The organism is Paenibacillus sp. SAF-068, from assembly GCF_051967555.1.
GTDB lineage: Bacteria > Bacillota > Bacilli > Paenibacillales > Paenibacillaceae > Paenibacillus.
Genome location: NZ_JBQCJX010000002.1, coordinates 614,807 through 631,262, shown reverse-complemented (window position 1 = coordinate 631,262; position 16,456 = coordinate 614,807). Strand labels below are relative to the sequence as shown.

The 16,456-nt window shown below is 44.7% G+C and carries 17 protein-coding genes and 3 tRNA genes; 4 read left to right on the top strand and 16 right to left on the bottom strand.

Annotated elements, in window-relative coordinates:
* The first annotated feature begins 213 nt into the window (after positions 1–213).
* Positions 214–921, top strand: coding sequence for a helix-turn-helix domain-containing protein (locus tag ACTHPG_RS16780; RefSeq protein WP_440390668.1), 708 nt, complete (start codon positions 214–216; stop codon positions 919–921).
* A 155-nt stretch (positions 922–1,076) separates the two neighbouring features.
* Here the strand turns inward: ACTHPG_RS16780 and ACTHPG_RS16775 are convergent, their stop codons facing one another.
* The 3 genes from ACTHPG_RS16775 to ACTHPG_RS16765 form a co-directional block, all read right to left on the bottom strand.
* Positions 1,077–3,998 carry an insulinase family protein gene (locus ACTHPG_RS16775; protein WP_440390667.1) on the bottom strand — a complete coding sequence of 974 codons (2,922 nt, stop codon included), beginning with the start codon at positions 3,996–3,998 and terminating at the stop codon, positions 1,077–1,079.
* 277 nt (positions 3,999–4,275) lie between these two features.
* Positions 4,276–4,361: transfer RNA gene (locus ACTHPG_RS16770), tRNA-Leu, on the bottom strand.
* Between the two features lie 236 nt (positions 4,362–4,597).
* The gene (locus ACTHPG_RS16765; RefSeq protein ID WP_440390666.1) at positions 4,598–5,047 is read right to left on the bottom strand and encodes a hypothetical protein; all 450 of its coding nucleotides are present in this window, start codon (positions 5,045–5,047) and stop codon (positions 4,598–4,600) included.
* 207 nt (positions 5,048–5,254) lie between these two features.
* On the opposite strand from ACTHPG_RS16765, the gene ACTHPG_RS16760 reads away from it, so the two are divergent.
* The gene (locus ACTHPG_RS16760) at positions 5,255–5,479 is read left to right on the top strand and encodes a hypothetical protein (protein WP_440390665.1); all 225 of its coding nucleotides are present in this window, start codon (positions 5,255–5,257) and stop codon (positions 5,477–5,479) included.
* A gap of 122 nt (positions 5,480–5,601) precedes the next feature.
* Here the strand turns inward: ACTHPG_RS16760 and ACTHPG_RS16755 are convergent, their stop codons facing one another.
* Positions 5,602–6,084, bottom strand: coding sequence for a NucA/NucB deoxyribonuclease domain-containing protein (locus ACTHPG_RS16755; RefSeq protein WP_215079494.1), 483 nt, complete (start codon positions 6,082–6,084; stop codon positions 5,602–5,604).
* Positions 6,085–6,194: 110 nt separating this feature from the next.
* Complete coding sequence (locus tag ACTHPG_RS16750) at positions 6,195–7,343, bottom strand: ATP-binding protein (RefSeq protein ID WP_440390664.1); 1,149 nt, start codon at positions 7,341–7,343, stop codon at positions 6,195–6,197.
* A gap of 312 nt (positions 7,344–7,655) precedes the next feature.
* On the opposite strand from ACTHPG_RS16750, the gene ACTHPG_RS16745 reads away from it, so the two are divergent.
* Positions 7,656–7,844 (top strand): DUF6199 family natural product biosynthesis protein, encoded by a 189-nt coding sequence (locus ACTHPG_RS16745; protein ID WP_051447369.1) that lies wholly within the window; start codon positions 7,656–7,658, stop codon positions 7,842–7,844.
* Between the two features lie 141 nt (positions 7,845–7,985).
* Positions 7,986–9,212 carry an MFS transporter gene (locus ACTHPG_RS16740; RefSeq protein ID WP_440390663.1) on the top strand — a complete coding sequence of 409 codons (1,227 nt, stop codon included), beginning with the start codon at positions 7,986–7,988 and terminating at the stop codon, positions 9,210–9,212.
* A 39-nt stretch (positions 9,213–9,251) separates the two neighbouring features.
* On the opposite strand, the gene ACTHPG_RS16735 is transcribed toward ACTHPG_RS16740, so the two are convergent.
* The 11 genes from ACTHPG_RS16735 to ACTHPG_RS16685 all read right to left on the bottom strand — a co-directional run bounded on the left by ACTHPG_RS16735 (position 9,252) and on the right by ACTHPG_RS16685 (position 16,454).
* The gene (locus ACTHPG_RS16735; protein WP_339235837.1) at positions 9,252–9,581 is read right to left on the bottom strand and encodes a DUF1904 family protein; all 330 of its coding nucleotides are present in this window, start codon (positions 9,579–9,581) and stop codon (positions 9,252–9,254) included.
* 157 nt (positions 9,582–9,738) lie between these two features.
* Entirely contained in the window at positions 9,739–9,861 is a 123-nt protein-coding gene (locus ACTHPG_RS16730; protein ID WP_083679583.1) for a sporulation protein YjcZ, read from the bottom strand.
* A gap of 117 nt (positions 9,862–9,978) precedes the next feature.
* A complete protein-coding gene (locus ACTHPG_RS16725; protein WP_440390662.1) occupies positions 9,979–10,653 on the bottom strand; it encodes a hypothetical protein in 675 nt (224 codons plus the stop codon).
* A gap of 169 nt (positions 10,654–10,822) precedes the next feature.
* Positions 10,823–11,002 (bottom strand): hypothetical protein, encoded by a 180-nt coding sequence (locus ACTHPG_RS16720; RefSeq protein ID WP_062835425.1) that lies wholly within the window; start codon positions 11,000–11,002, stop codon positions 10,823–10,825.
* Between the two features lie 138 nt (positions 11,003–11,140).
* A complete protein-coding gene (locus ACTHPG_RS16715; RefSeq protein ID WP_440390661.1) occupies positions 11,141–12,697 on the bottom strand; it encodes a tetratricopeptide repeat protein in 1,557 nt (518 codons plus the stop codon).
* A gap of 234 nt (positions 12,698–12,931) precedes the next feature.
* Entirely contained in the window at positions 12,932–13,357 is a 426-nt protein-coding gene (locus tag ACTHPG_RS16710; RefSeq protein WP_440390660.1) for a hypothetical protein, read from the bottom strand.
* 187 nt (positions 13,358–13,544) lie between these two features.
* Positions 13,545–13,618: transfer RNA gene (locus ACTHPG_RS16705), tRNA-Ile, on the bottom strand.
* Between the two features lie 56 nt (positions 13,619–13,674).
* Positions 13,675–13,748, bottom strand: a tRNA-Met gene (locus tag ACTHPG_RS16700).
* A gap of 71 nt (positions 13,749–13,819) precedes the next feature.
* Entirely contained in the window at positions 13,820–13,984 is a 165-nt protein-coding gene (locus ACTHPG_RS16695) for a hypothetical protein (RefSeq protein ID WP_017687342.1), read from the bottom strand.
* Between the two features lie 133 nt (positions 13,985–14,117).
* Complete coding sequence (locus ACTHPG_RS16690) at positions 14,118–15,569, bottom strand: ABC transporter substrate-binding protein (protein ID WP_440390659.1); 1,452 nt, start codon at positions 15,567–15,569, stop codon at positions 14,118–14,120.
* Positions 15,570–15,590: 21 nt separating this feature from the next.
* Entirely contained in the window at positions 15,591–16,454 is an 864-nt protein-coding gene (locus ACTHPG_RS16685) for an ABC transporter ATP-binding protein (protein ID WP_278298937.1), read from the bottom strand.
* Between the last annotated feature and the right edge of the window lie 2 nt (positions 16,455–16,456).

Below are 16,456 nucleotides of genomic sequence, written 5' to 3'. Positions count from 1 at the left end.
CGGTTCGTGTCGTATGACATCTATTATTCCATGACGCAGAAGTTGCATCAAATGCAATACAATCTATCCTGACGAAACAAATAAAGTTCATTGTTTCTCCAGAATAGGTTTTTCGGCGAAAAAGTGATATATTTCTCATATAACATCATTTTTATGAATGACTTTCATCATTTTCACGTACTCTCAAGAAACATTACATAAGGAGAACCGGTTATGAACAATATCAATCAGGAAGTTGGCAAGAAAATACGAAACTTTCGGAAGTGGCGGGGACTGACGGTTCAACAGCTGGCGGATCAGATCTTCAAGAGCAAGGGCACCCTGTCCAAGTATGAGAGCGGCGATATTACACTCGATCTGGTGACGTTACATCATATTGCCAACGCGCTCAACATCCAGGTAGAACAGCTCTTGTACCAAGAGCCAAGACATGCTTCTCCCTTGATGAATGCGGTCCCGTCCAGCTTTTTCAAGAACTCTACCCGCTTCTATTCCTACTTTTATGACGGGCGTAACAACAGTCTCATTCGTTGTGTCATTGACATGATGGCTCAATCGGATGCCAACCGTTACCGCACCGTGATGTATATGAATGTGAAGGATTTTGAGAACTATCAAGAATGCGAGAATATGTATTGGGGCCACACCGAACATTATGATACGCTCACCACGCTGATTTTGAAAAATCAGGCTACGCCGCTGGAGAACCTATATATTAATATTCTGGCCTCTTTTCAGGAATCGGAGAAAAAATGGGGACTGATGGCTGGCGTCTCTTTCAGACCATTCATGCCGATCGCGCTCAAAATGCTATTCTCAAGAACCCCGCTGCCCGAGAATCAGGAGTTATATAATGAATTGAAGATCTCAAAGGAAGATCTGCGGACCCTGAAAATATATAACATGCTTGCTGTCACTTGAACAACGCAGCGTGTTAACCATTCTCATATGGGATGGAGATAGTTGCACCTCATGGCTACCCATTAAAAAAGGCACTTCTATAAGCTGTTGCGCAGCTCATAAAAGTGCCTTTCGCATTAGGCGTTTATTGAATCGAAAATTAGCGAGACCGACGTTTAGTTTTTAATTAAATCCAGCGTCTCGTCAAACATTTGCTTCTGTTCCTCTATCTTGTTCTCATTACCGATCACGCAGCGCTGCTGCTGCTCAAGTATGGCCGATAAGAGCTCAGCAAAACCGATAATGTCGCTTTCCTTCGTGCTTAACACTTCGTCCCGCTCCTGTTGCAGATCCGCTTCAGTCACATTCGACAGATAACACTCCAGGGAGAATGCCCCTTCGCCATAAGGCGTTCTCGGCGTATCGAGATCCTGAATCGCACCAATGATATAACGCGTCATTTCCCGCTCGTCTGCCCGGAAGTCGGTCAAATATTGCGGTATCTCTTCATATACTTTGTACGTTTTATCGAGATTTGGATCACGGTACGATGCAACGTAGCTGTCTCCGTTACGTCGGAAGCCTGACATGCAGCCATAAGCTCCGCCTTTGGCCCGGATATTGGTCCACAAGTAATCCAGGGACAGAATGCCCTGCAGGACTCGTAACGAACCCGTATATTGATATCCTTTATCGATATAATTACCCGTTTGCACCACATACTGCACCTCTGAAGGGGAACGGAATCCTTCCTTATGAGTAGCCGGTGTGAATGTAAACTCTTCTTTGGCAACCTCATGTGTGAACAGCTTCGCTTTCAGATCAGACACCTGTTGCTCCAATCCTTCATATCCCTGTTCATCGGCAGTGTAACTGACAAGCAAGTTCTCCGGTCTGAAAATATACCCCGTCAACTCTTGCAGACTGGAAGATAACTCTTCTTTTCTCGCCTCAAAGTTCGCCTGAAGATCCTCAAGCCACTGGTAAAAGGCGATACCACTCACAGCTTCTCTGAAATCCGCAACCGCTGAATGTTTGGACGAAGACCGCCCAATTCCCGCAGAGTGTCCGCTATTGATAAGATTACGTTGCAGGTTGCCTTTCATCTGAGAGATGATCTCATACAATCGCTTCGAATTATCGAATCGGGACGTGAAGACAATTTCCTGGATCATGTCAAAGGCAAATCCAAGCTTGTCATACAACACTTTCGCGTTGAACTCATAGGTAGCCTTGAATTCATTGTGCTTATGCGCGTTGGCATACGATCCAATCCCGCTATGAATACCACCAGAATGAATGTGGATTTCATTGGACAATTCATTGAACGAGTAATTTTGAGTATCCACGTAACCCAATACATTTTTCAGCAATCCTGCATACGGTAGCAGATGACGTGGCACTTCTTTGATATCGAACAGCAGTCTCAGATAACCAATCCCGTTCGTATAGAGGTTATGATGCAGAACGGTTGTGCCGTCGACCTGGTTTACCGTTTGATGCAACTTAGAGGCTTTGGGTTCAATATCTTTAATCGATAACGTTGGAATGACCTGCTGCTGCTCTTTGGTTGAAGGTGTATTCTGATACTCGGCGAGTGCTTCTGTTTTCTGAATCAGCGTCTGCACTTCTTCCTCGCTAAGACCCGCTTGAATGGTTTTCAGACGTGCTTTCAGCGCTTCTTCTTTGCGCGAATTCAATCCTTTGTCAGGTGTCAGGGCTACAAAAGAAGTATGTGTGTTTTGCAATAGATACTTCTCGATCAGCTGCTCAAAGTAACCTTCGTTCATTTTCGTCCGCAGCTCAGCAAATACATCATTGGCTTCCAAATGTGTGAACGGTGCTTCCTCATCGTACAACCAGCTTTGCAGGGAGGAGAATCCGTAGATCAGGCCCTTCGGCATTCTGCCATAGTCCGCTTCCCTGTGATTGAACTCATACGAGTTAATTCCTGCAAGGAGCGCCTTAGGATCGAAACCTTCTTTCACCACACGCTCAAGCACTTCTCTGACCGTTCCCAGGAAATCCTCTTTGCTCGACAGATTACTCTTCTTCAGTCCCACCGTGAACACAGGCTGATACAGGCTGTCATCATACGAACCGTAGACATCCTTCGCAATTCCCTTATCCAGCAACGCCTGCTTCAGTACCGCTCCCGGAGCGTTCAGCAGGGCGTATAACAGGATTTGAAACGAAATGTTCAGTTCCTTGTCCAGACTTGTGCCGATCACCGCATTATAGGTCAAGAAGCTATTATCCACTTCCGATTCCGTACTTCCGGCAGAGTAAGTCTTAACCGTGTCTACCCGTTCTGTAAAAGCAGGTTGAAGTTGAATGGCCGAATCAATCTCGATACGATCATATGCATTTAGATAGTTCTCGTCGAGCCATTGCAGCTTCTCTTCCATATCCATATCCCCGTAGAGATAGATGTAGCTGTTGGACGGATGATAGTATCTTGTATGGAAATCCAGTAGTCCCTGATAAGTTAGATCCAGGATCGCTTCCGGGAATCCGCCAGACTCGGAGGAATATGTAGTATCCGGGAAAAGGGAGTTCAGCACTTCTCTGCGCACCATTCGTTCCGGTGAAGAAAAGGCACCCTTCATCTCGTTATATACAACTCCGTTGTAGGTTAACTCATCATCTGCTGAGGCCAGATTATAGTTCCAGCCCTCTTGCAAAAATATCTTTTCATTCTCATAAATATTCGTATTCAATACCGCGTCCAGATATATATCCATCAGATTATGGAAGTCATGATCATTACGACTCGCGATCGGATAGATCGTCTTATCGGGATACGTCATGGCGTTAAGGAATGTATTCAAGGAACCTTTCAGCAACTCAACAAAAGAATCCTTGGCCGGAAATTTCTTGGACCCACAGAGCACGGAGTGTTCGAGAATATGGGCTACCCCTGTATCATCTTCCGGAGGTGTGCGGAAACCGATACTGAATACTTTGTTATCGTCCTGATTGGACAAAAGTACAATTTTGGCCCCTGATTTCTGATGTTCCAGCAGATACGCATCCGATTTCAATTCTTCAATTCTGCGCTCCTGTAACACCTTGTATGGCTTAAGCTGTTTCAACATAAACTTGAGTCCTCCGTCCATAAGATTGTTTTATTGGTTTTGTGACTATATCGTTCAGCAAGGTAAAGGTAATATATGCCTACGGATAGTATACACCATTGTTCCGTCTCTTCATAAAAGTCAGATAAATGTACCTTCTGATATGTATTATGCAGCGTTTATGTTTATGAACTGCATGGTGAAGTGGTCAGCTATGATATCACATTCATATTAAAGAACACAAAAAAGATCGCATGCAGCTTGGTTAACAAGCGTCATGCGATCTTTCTTTTTGAGATGCCGAGGACCGGGATCGAACCGGTACGGTAGTCACCTACCGCAGGATTTTAAGTCCTGTGCGTCTGCCAATTCCGCCACCCCGGCAGGATTATGTATTTCTTGGCGACAAGAAATATCTTACCATGAAACAATTAACTTTGCAACACCTTTTATTAAAAATAATAAAAAATGAAACAGGCACTGCAAGCGATCAGCTCACAGTGCCTAGAAAGTCCGAGTTGCGGTCCCGGACTTCCGGTAAACCAATCTATATTAAGGGAGGTGTGAGATAAGAATACCTCCCCAACATTAAAGAAACCTAAAATCAGCCTTAAATTAAACTAAAAAAGTAAAATCGGTCTAACACGAGCCGCCTCTTCCTCGCTGCACTCCACGATAACCAAGATATGGTCCTTTAACAGCCAATCTTCATAATACCTTGCGTCTTCTTCCGAGATCCCCGCTTCAGTCAGTGTAAGCACCAAATCATCGGTCTCACTCCCAATCTCATTGCCGGCGAGTCTGCGTACTGCTTTTCCGATCGACATCGTCTGATCCATCCGTTTTCCCAGACCAGCCAATATACCTTTTAGCGCACCAAAGGCACCATCCGATCCTGCACCCTTCAAAGGTTTGGGCAGACCCGTCTTCTCGCTCACCAGCTCCAGATTGAGCTGTTCCTTCGCCACCGCTCCCAAATATTTATCCTTAATACCTTCCTCTTTAGCTTTGTTCAGCATGATTATTGCCTCGTTCTCGGTACGGGCCAGCCCAATAATCAATTTTGTCATTCCGTTCCCCTCCTTTTACCCTAATATAACCCCGTAATCCTCATTCAAAAACAGCTAATCCAGAGCTAAGACAAATCACCTATGAAATTATTGATTTAACTTCTGGAAATCTATACCTAGTTCTGATAGACTAGATAAAGAAGACAAATTAACCATTGAAAACATTGACATATGGAATTATCATCTCATAATCAGGAGCAATGACTTATGAAAAAAGAGGTAGAAATTGCCATCCGGCGCAAGCAACAGATCATGGTTCGTAATACAAGCGGTCAGACGGTAACCGGATATCCCGAGCATACCGCTGATACATCCATTCTATCCTTACGTACAGTTCACGGCAGTCTGTGGATACCGTTTGATGAGGTTGAACATGTTACACGTCTGTTAAGCATCCGTTCTCATCATTTAAGCGGAATGCAACTCGTATAGTCACCAAAAAACCAGACGCATGCACGTCTGGTTTTTCTTATCTACTTATCCTGTACCACGTTGCCACTAACCTCCCAACAAAGACCTTGCTGTCCTTGTTTCTGTCCACCCATATCCTGTCATTACTTCACTACAAACTTCACTCGTGTTCCATCCGGATATGTACTTAACTGATTCCCTACCCATGAACCTGCACCGCGATTATCCTTTGGGGTAATGTATTGGATATCTGCACCTGTTCCTCCCTCAGCGCACATCGCCATGGGCCACTCGTCACGATCCTTACCTTTTTTGACCGGAACACCCTTGAGTGATAGATCCCGATTGCCTTCAGCTCCACTACGATCAATGGTGCATACATCCGAATGCCCCGCCTTGATCGCAGCTTTAATATGATTGGCTGTTTCAGGATAGCGCTCCGAAGGAAATGTAATGGTATGGTCTACACTCTTATTAGTCCCTCCGAATGGATTAGGTATCTCCTCGGGCCATTCTCCCCCAGCCCAGGCGTAGAGGGCTACCAGCAGCATCGCTACCAGTGTCAGTACCTGCTTTTTGAAACCTTGCTTACCTTTGCGTTTTCGTCTTGTGCGTCTCTTACTCATGCTGTGTCTCCCCCATTCAACACTTACATTATAACAGAACGCCCGTTCGCAGAACAATTCAATACAATAAAAAAAACAGCCGAGATCACCCGGCTGTCCTGCTTGTTTGGTTATCCTACATTGGGAATGGCCTGTTGGCGCAGCAAGGGTAGTATCACCTCAAACTGTGTACCTTTCCCCTCGGTACTCTCCACCGAGATCTGGCCATTCATCAGTTCCAGCAGTTCTTTGCAGATGGTCAGTCCAAGCCCGCTTCCGCCAAATCGGCGCGCATGGGAGATATCGGTTTGAGTAAATGCATCAAACAATTGTTCCATCTGATGTGGAGGAATGCCAATTCCCGTATCACGTACAGAGAATACCAATATAACGGTATCCATCAATTGTTTCCTCACATCCACCTGTAACTGCACTTCACCCTGTTCCGTGAACTTGATCGCATTACTCAGCAAATTATCCAGTACCTGCCGAAGTCTTAGCGGGTCACCGATAAGTACATCAGGAACATTCAGATCAGCATGACAGAGCAAACGTATGTGTTTATTCTGTGCCGCCGGCTCATGTGTCTTTACAATCTGTTGGATCAGCTTCAGAGGTTGAAACTCAATGTTTTCAACATCCATTTTGCCTCTGCCCAGCTTCGCCATATCCAGGCTATTGTTAACAATGTTAAGTAGCGCCTCACCCGATTGACGTGCAAGTTCAAGGTATTCTTTCTGTTCATCCGTAGTTTCACCCATACTGGCAAGTTCGATCATACCCATAATGCCGTTGAGTGGCGTACGAAGCTCGTGATTCAGCTTTCCGATGAATTCCAATTGCCCTCTGCTGTTCATCTCAGCCATGGAAGTTGCGAACTTCAACTGTTGTTCGGCATACTTCCGTTCTGAGATATCGTATTGAATGCCTACAAAATATAAACACTCTCCGGATTCATTAAAGATCGGATCAATATTCAGTTCGTTCCAGAACTTCTGGCCACTTTTTGTATAATTTAAGATATCAATCTTAATGGACTGTTGTTTCTTTAATGCATCACGAATCTGCATTACCGTTTCGGGGTCTGTGTCCTGTCCTTGCAAAAATCGGCAATTCTGTCCTACAGACTCTTCATACGTGTATCCTGTCAGCCGGGTAAAGTGTTCGTTTACATACATGAGCGGAAGCTCAGGCAATGTAGCATCGACCACGGTCACGGAGGATTTCACTTTCGAGATGATAAATTCCCACTGTAATGGGGATTGATTATGTTGGCTCATGCCTTCCTCCTTCATCTCACACACGTTAATGTTTATATAGTCTGTAATCGTACATTATATGGAGATACAACTAACCAAATGGTATGTGTTGATATAAAAACAATATATTTTAATTGTAACACAGTTATTCAAGTCATGTGGTTCTTGGGTAATAGTTGATAACTAACATTCGACAATAACCTAACGGTCATCAGGAGGAATACGCATGAAATTTCTGTTAATTATCATCATTATTATTTTGATTGTAGTCTTTTTTACCAGACGCAAACGATAAGATGAGATCCGTTATGTAAGTAAGAAAGGAAGATGGGTATGAGAACCCTCTTTTTTATATTCATGGTGCTCTGTATTATCAATCTCTGTTTCCCCAAATTCGGCTGGTATCTGCGTTATGGCTGGATTTCCCGGGGTGAAGCCGAACCCAGCAGGCCTTATATGACTATGGTCAGAACAACCAGCCTGCTAATGTTGCTTATCGCCTTCACACTCGCTATGGCATAACTATAGGCACAAGAAGTGACTGCCCCGCTCGGCAGTTTCTTTTTTGCGTTGAAATGACGGGAAAATGATAACTTTGTTTGTGGTGCAAGGATGACATTGCCCGTAATATAGATGTATCGTTTCGGAAAGGACATCCTTGGCATGAACATCGCATTTTATCCATATTGGGCCGTCAAAACACTGCTCTCGCTTATTAATGTCATCTATATCATGGTCATAACTACATTTATATACGGTCACACTGGATCGGTACTCTATGCTGCAATGTTTCCCCTTATTCAGATCATTGCACGCATCATAGCAGGTTTCACTTTGCCATTACTTGTGAACCGTTTCGCATACTCCAAACTATTGATCAGCATTTCCATAGCCAAAACATTCACCATGACCTGTATAGCCATTTCGTTGAATCATTTGATTTCACAGCTGCCGCTTCTCTTGATCGGTGTGGTTATACTATCCTTTTTGGACGGATGGGAATCTCCGTTACTGAATACGTTAACGCCACGATTGGTTCAGGGAGAAGATCTTGAGAAAGCCGATAGCCTACTTTCTTTCTCCAATCAGACAGTAACCATTGTAGGGTACGCCATGACGGGATTCGCCGTGATGAACTGGGGGGCGTCACAGACATTCTGGGCAGCTGTAAGCCTGTCCTGGGCCGTTCTGATCTTCATGATTGCCATGGGCTCGCTCACACGAAATGTTGAACAACCCCAAAAATCTGCTGTATCATGGAATGTATCGAGGGAAGGCTGGAGCATGATTTGGAAGAATCCATCTTTACGCTGGATCACGCTTATGGACATTGCCCAGGCTATGGCGGGTTCCATCTGGTTTGGAGCTGTTACGCTAGCCTTTGCAAAAGAAGCTCTGGAACGAGGAGAAGGTTGGTGGGGACTCATGAACTCGAGTTACGCTACTGGAACCATGCTTGGAGGTATTCTGGCTCTTGCACTGGCTAAATGGATTCAGAAACATCTGATCGCTAGCATGACGATGGGTTCTCTTCTCTTCAGCCTGCTGACCATCGCTTATGGTCTAAACAGCCTGCCATGGCTTGCTCTGGTGTTATGCATACTCATGGGTCCAGTTAATCAGATTCGTGCTGCGGCTCAGCAGACAGCGCTTCAGAGCATTATTGTGCCTGCCCTATCCCTAACCAAGGTATACGCCACACGTGGGGTCCTGATATCCACAGTGATGAGTGTATCCATAGTCATCTTTGGTCTAGTCGCCGATCAAATGGGCGTTCGATGGGTATACCTTATCAGTGGAGCCTTGTTTATCGTGTCTGCGATATGCTCTTTATCGTTGAGCCGGGTTCACAGGAGCGAGCATATTATTAAACATACGAGAAATATGTAAATCAAAAAGACGAGCATTATCTGCTCGTCCCTCACAACCTCAATCCAACCGATAATCTGTCAGTGGCTTGCCTTGTTTATAATACAACGTGGGTGACAATATGTTGAAGAAAATATGTACATCCGGCATGTACGCTTCTTCCAGAATAGCCTGCAACGACGAGGCAATCCGGTTATGAACCTCCTGATCACGTTGAAACATCAGAATCTCTATAGAAGCTGGAGAAGGTGTTAGCGCTTGTACATCATGACGCTCTGCCTTCATTCTCTCCCGTGGAATATGAGTAATAAGGGCCATCTGCTCTGTAATTTGGGGTACAACTTCCTCTAGCTGAGGACCTGTGAATCCTTTAAATCGAATAAACGGCATTGCTATCCCTTCAATCTCTGTTAATAGTCTCTTATGTGATTTTAAGCACATTGTTTTCAGTTGTCAAATGTCATGGATGACATATGTTGCATCAATAATAGGAGAAGCCCCGCCGAAGTCTCAGCGGAGCCCTTGCCTGCACGATTCTATACGCGACTTACAGCCAGAAAGATTTTGTGATGATTACGAGCAGGATGAAAAGCACGAGAATTGCACTTGTCGAAGTCCATCCGCCGCCAAATCCACCAACATTGCCACAACCGTATCCAACTTGACTCATTTGATTGGCCTCCTTTGAATTTCAAGGTATGCCATAACATATGCATATTCAGCACAAGTGACCGGGCGATTCGGCAAGTTCAACAGCCCATTCATCTCGGGATTCATATCCGATGATTTAACCGTATGGAGCGATGGTAATATTCACACTGTCTTTTTGCGACTTCTGAGATGATGGGTCTGTATGCCCTTTGTCCAAAAGGATTGTACGAGTACGTGTATCACTGTGGGATGCCAGCACAACTTCTCCATCTGGCGCTATACAGTAGGCAATCGAAATGGAGATCTCACTGTCGCGGTATGAGCCATCCGCATGGCTTGTCCCCATGACGATGCATTGATGCTGCAAAGCAATCTGCCGAGCCTCTTCGACCCACTCACTGTACTGTTCTTCACTAAACATACCTACACCAATGGAATGCATTATCATGTCCACACTTTTTATTTTCTCATTGCGAAATCCTTGCAGGACCAGCTCGTCACACAACAAGGTACTTATCGTCCACCCATGCTCCTCTACCACTTCAGCAGGGGTGTATTTGGCTTTCTCCAATACAATGTCTCCGACCTTATTGATGATGATCGATCGGTCCTTCGGACGTTCGTGCAACTTGCGATGCCCTGATACAATCATGGTTCCATATGTAGCCGCCAGGCGGCAAGCTTCCTCGATATTTTGATTCAGATATCCTTCAGGAAAAAGTAATACATCTGCATCAGGATGTTGCTTGAGTTCAGCTTCAAGCTGCAGCAAATGCTGTTCCAGCCTCGGTTGTCCAATGATAATCTTCATCTGGTATCCCCCATTCATAAATAAAAGCCGGTTCATACCTGAATAAGGTACGAGACCGGCTTAAAGGTTGTACGGACAGAATACTGCTCATCGTACTTCACTTCAAGAGTAATTGTTCTCATGTTATTGCTCGTTGAAACAATTACCTTTACAGTTCAATGGTATGTAGTTAGGCATTTCTACGTTCAATACTATCATAGATGGCCTGTCCATCATAGCTTCGATCTGTAGCGATATCTTTTACAAAGAGGGCGCTGCCTGCTGCACTATTTGCATTTACAGACAGAAAGCTAACTGCACCCACAACCCACATCAATGGATATAATGCAACGGATAAGACTTTTTTCATGTCGTTGTCTCCTTTTTTATTGAAATAGATAATTGGTTTAATATCCCATTAATACGTTTACAACCCAATTAGGTTTCATTTTATATACAACCATTCACTATTTCTATACATATAGGAGACAAGACTATAATTGTTCCCTCAGATCAAATCGAAACTCTGGAGTAACGCTGCTGCCTCTTCATGATCGGGTTCCAGAGCGAGCACTTGATGGGTATATGACAAGGTCTCTTCTTCCAGTTCAAGTTCATAACAGCACACGGCCAAGTCGTACAGGACTGCCGGATTATGGTTACTTGGATCTGCAACCAATGATATCTCCAGAAAACGTTTCGCATCCTCATACATATACATTTCATATAATAACTGCCCTGCCAGAAATGCGAGCCCTCCTTGCTGCTCCATCACATAGTAGGACGACCACATCGAATGAATGCCAGATTGAATATCGAGCATTTCCTCATCACTTGCATCAGGAAGAAGACTGGAAATGTGCGTAGCACTGTGAATCAAGAACTCGGCATCATATCCACCCAAACGCCAAAACGGCAAAATATGCTTCAACGCCATACTCTCTATTTGAGAGTCTACCCATTGTTTCATGCTGAAAAAGTCATCCGGTCCAAACCGTTCAACAAATCGATGGTAGGCCAGACGGGTATTCACATAACTGATGGGTTCGTCCACCATCAACATGCATCCCACATTCAGATCTTTATAATGATGTGTTGTGAACCGTGTATGGGCCCCCTGTTGTTCCAAGACATATTGAATGGCATGGTAGTTGGCTGTTAGGGAAAAACTCCCGTGCAGGACAAATTCAGGAGGCTCAGCGAACTTCCAGTTATCCAGGCGATGATCCCCTTTATCAGCGGTAATCAACACGTAACCCGACTGTGACAACTTGTTCAAACGTTCCAGACAGGACAATCCAATTGCCGGGAAAAGGATGTGAGAATCCTCCAGCTCCGCCTTGTACAACGTAATCAGTTCGGAATACGGATAGTTATCTGCACTGTATTCAGGCGCTCGGCGATACGCATAACTCAGCGTCATATTCTTCAACATCTCAGCGGGATCAAGATCAAGACGACGGTCCGGAGACTGAACAAGAAGATCACACTCGTAGATCTCGCCATCCCCAATATAGATTAATTCCTGAGGAATGCTGTCAAAAAAGTAATTGGCAATCAACAATAACGGTTGTTTCAGATCACCAGGCCGAATAACCGTGCCTGCGATGGTCAGGTTTAATTCCGTATCCGCTACGGCATCAAAACATGCAAAATCCACTATACCTTGTTGAATAAAGGATTGCATGGATGGATGCTCTTTCCAACCCAATACATTTTCCGCAACCAGATCCGTCATTACATATCTGAAGGGTGGTAACTGTACTCCAGCAAATTCCTTTAATTCAATCAGTTTCAGGAGAACTTGATGCGCCAAACGCCCTACACCCGCTCCCAGTTCAAGAATGGTCACAGTCTCGGTAATCTTTCCTTTGTTAGCGAGATCCTGCAGAAAGCCAAAAATCATCTCTGCATATGCCGTGGCAATCATCGGATTACTGGTAATATATTGAGGGACCTGATTCTCTGTCCAAGCCTGTAGCCCCTGCTGTTCATAATAAGCTCTCTGCCAATCCCAGACTGGAGCTTCACTGTAACGAAAACGTTGACCTTCATTTGACATCATTAAAATGGAAACCTGCTTTCTATTACTAATTTCATAAAATTCTAAGATGTTCACGTACTATTTATGTCCAATACCATTCAATCTCTGTAAAGTATTATATCATAGAACCCTATTTACTCGATGAAGTTCAGTCTTCCCCTTCAACACGAAAAAAACCTGCCTTTGAGGGCAGGTCGTAGTCTCCTTCATTTAAGAAATATTGATCTAGTTTCGTCTAGGCATGGGCACTCAATATTAGTCGGAATATAATACTCCGTCAAAGTTCTCAGGCCCTACACGAACTGTACCGAGCAAGTTGGAGCTGACAAATGCAGTGTATGTCAATTGCGGCGTAATCGGCGGATTGTAGTCATCGGCAGAGAAGGTAATAACCTGAGGTGCAAGAACACTCAGATTAAATGTGGAAGTGGCAGAATAAATAACTGGGTCCGTTGCCAAAGTTCCTCTAACAATAGTAATTGTAATTCCAGCAAGAGCTAATGGAAGCTGTACAGAAACGGTTCCCTTAAACTGTACACGCGGGTTAGCTCCGATACCAGCTGTCGTTACCAAACCAATCTGTCCAAATAATTGTGGCGTGTTAATTACGAGAATGGGAATAGCGATCGAGTTAGCCAAACTCGCATTCTGCGAGGTTCTTGCATCAATAAATTGACTCATGTAATCTACCTCCTATGTGTGGATAGGATAGTATATGCGAGATTTAAGATATGGCATGGACATACAATGAGATACGCAAAAAAGGGCATATCAGAAAGGCACCATGAACCAGCTACCTTGTTCTCCTTCTCCAGAGCCTTATATGGAGACAGAAAAAAACCCTTGCTTGGCAAGGGTTTTAAGAGTATGGGCCCTACAGGACTCGAACCTGTGACCAATCGGTTATGAGCCGACCGCTCTAACCAACTGAGCTAAGGGCCCTAGACATAATGTATAACGTGCAGATGATGGCTGTGGATCATCCAAGTGAAACTCAATTGCGGGGGCAGGATTTGAACCTGCGGCCTTCGGGTTATGAGCCCGACGAGCTACCGGGCTGCTCCACCCCGCGTCAGTAAGAAATATTAAAACAGCGACTTAATTAATATACACCATTCTATCCCAATAAGTCAAGGGGTAATGTCAGGGAATAAAACGTACACCGTAACGTCCTTTGCGTGATCGATAAACTTCCACTTCAGCCGGTTCATTGTGACCGTAAATCCATCCATCCTGCTCCATACGTTTGGCCAGACATCCTGCCTGAAATTTGGTTGCATACAACTTGCTGAAATATACCCAGTGCATACCGCTCGTCCTTTCCGGAGTCGTCATTTATTCCGCTTTTTGTAGAATACCCCATTTTCATAAAAATAGCCGCCAAAGATTAAAATCTTCAGCGGCTATCCTTTAATGATGCTACTAAATCAACTCTCATTTCTCATTGAAACGTGGCTTTAGGGTCCTTTTTCAATTTTTCCAGCATCTCGTTACCTTTAGCTGCCCACTCACCAAGCGCTTCTTTTGGTGTCTTTTTGTTCTCAAGTACCTGATTGAAATATTCCATCCCTTTATCGTTTACTTGCCATAAGCCTGGGGATTTTTGATACAGTTTATCCAGATTGGTATTCGTTGGCGGAATAGGCTTCAGAGAATAGAAGGCTTGAATGTTGTAATCCAGACCATCTTTAGGCTTAATAAAGCTCTTCCGTGATACCATCTCATAGCTGCTACGTGCTTTGATCTTGGCCCAATCTTCACTGTTCATATACTTGATCAATTCCCACGCATCATCCGGGTTCTGAGCAGCACTGTTGATCGCCATCAAGTTACTCAGATAGATGCTCCCTCCGATTTCAGGAGCTTCCGGGTGAACTGGAGGTGTGACTACATCCCAATCTACCTTCGTAAAATCTTTCATTTTATCTGCATTTTTATTCGCATCAATTAATTGATTAATATAGCTGTAATCACCAATAACCATGGCTGACTTGCCACTCAGGAAGAGATCCCCCTGAACCGGATCATAACGTCCATTCGGATTCTGATCCTGTGGTTCATCGCCTTTAGGAATAACTTTATCAATCGCAAGTTTGCTGATGGTGCTCCACACTTTCTCCCACTGAGGAGAATCTACGGTCATCTTCTCTGCTTTGTCGTCAAACGTCTTCAATTGCAACGAGCTGTAGTATTGTTGCATGGAGTAGTATGGCGAACCTCCCTGATATGTGGTGAAGGAGAAACCAAATACATGGTCTTTACCCTCGCCTTTCGTAAGTCGGGTCCCCAGATTGAAAATATCGTCCCATGTCATGTTGTCCGTTGGTGGTTCCACCCCTGCTTTTTCAAACATACCTTTATTGTAGAACAGAGCAGAAGAGGAGAACGTTGGTGTCAAGGCATAGATGCTCTGATCCCCAAGGTCCTTAATTCCTTCCAGTACACTAGGCACTATATCACTGGTGTCAAACTTGTCTTCCTGAATCAGTGGGTCCAGTTGTTTTACCAGATTCTCCTGAATTAATGATTTGACTGTAGAGGTATCCGCCACGATAACGTCAACCGGGTTATCCCCCGTCATAATTTTCTTCAGACTTTCCATCGTATCCGGAGCTTCCTGTTGCTCTTCTGTGTTGCCATATCCATACATGCTGCTCTGGTCAACAGCAGCTACAATCTCAATCGTTACATTGGGATGTGTCAGTTCAAAAGCATCGGTAAATTGCTGACGGAAGTAACTGTCATCCTGTCCTCCCCACATTGTAGCCACACGCAATACACGTTGTTCTGTATCCTTCGCCTCACTTGCCGTACAGCCAGCTATCAGCGGCAATGCCAGCGTAGCAGTAGCCATGACAGCCAGCACACGTTTTCCCCACAACCTGTTCTTCATCTCCCAATTCCCCCTCATTAATTATCTTGGCGGTGTAATGACAATACGTTCACCGTCAAATTCCAATGTAGCCCGGTTATCAATGGATAAGGCCTCCAGATACTCTTTTGGCACCTGAAGCCGCCCTGCACGGTCAATAATGACAAATGCTTCATGAATGTCCGGCATACCCGTTTCGGACAAGTTATGCTCATCATCCAAATTCGGGTTGCGCTTCACAAACTCGGTACTGGTCAAACCATCACGGATCGCTACGATCCGGTCTACCTTGCCGGCTAGCGTCAAGTCATGGGTAACGATGACAATCGTAACGCCGAGTTCCTTGTTCATTTTTCGGAAAATGCCCATGATTGTATCACATGTCTCGGAATCGACCGAACCGGTTGGTTCATCTGCGAGCAGAATTTTGGGTCGATTGGATAATGAGATCGCAATCGCTACCCGTTGCTGCTCTCCTCCTGACAATTGATGCAATTTGTTATGCATCCGATCTTTAAGGCCTACCCATTCGAGCAACTGTTTTGCGTAAGCACGATCACGCTTGCCTCCCAGAATCATGGGCGTCTCCACGTTCTCCAGTGCAGTGAGATAAGGCAGCAGGTTACGACCGTTATTTTGCCAGATAAATCCGACCGTATGACGTTTGTATTCAACTAATTGGGCATCTGTCATCTTCAGCAAATCCCAGTCTCCCACAACAGCCGTACCAGCCGTAGGGCGATCAAGCCCGCCCAGAATATTCAGCAGCGTGGATTTACCGCTACCGCTGTTACCGATGATGGCCATCATTTCACCTTGATTGACAGTCAGGTTGAGACCCTGAAGGGCAACGACTTCCACATCGCTGGATTTAAAAATTTTGACAAGTCCTTCGCATTGGATCACGT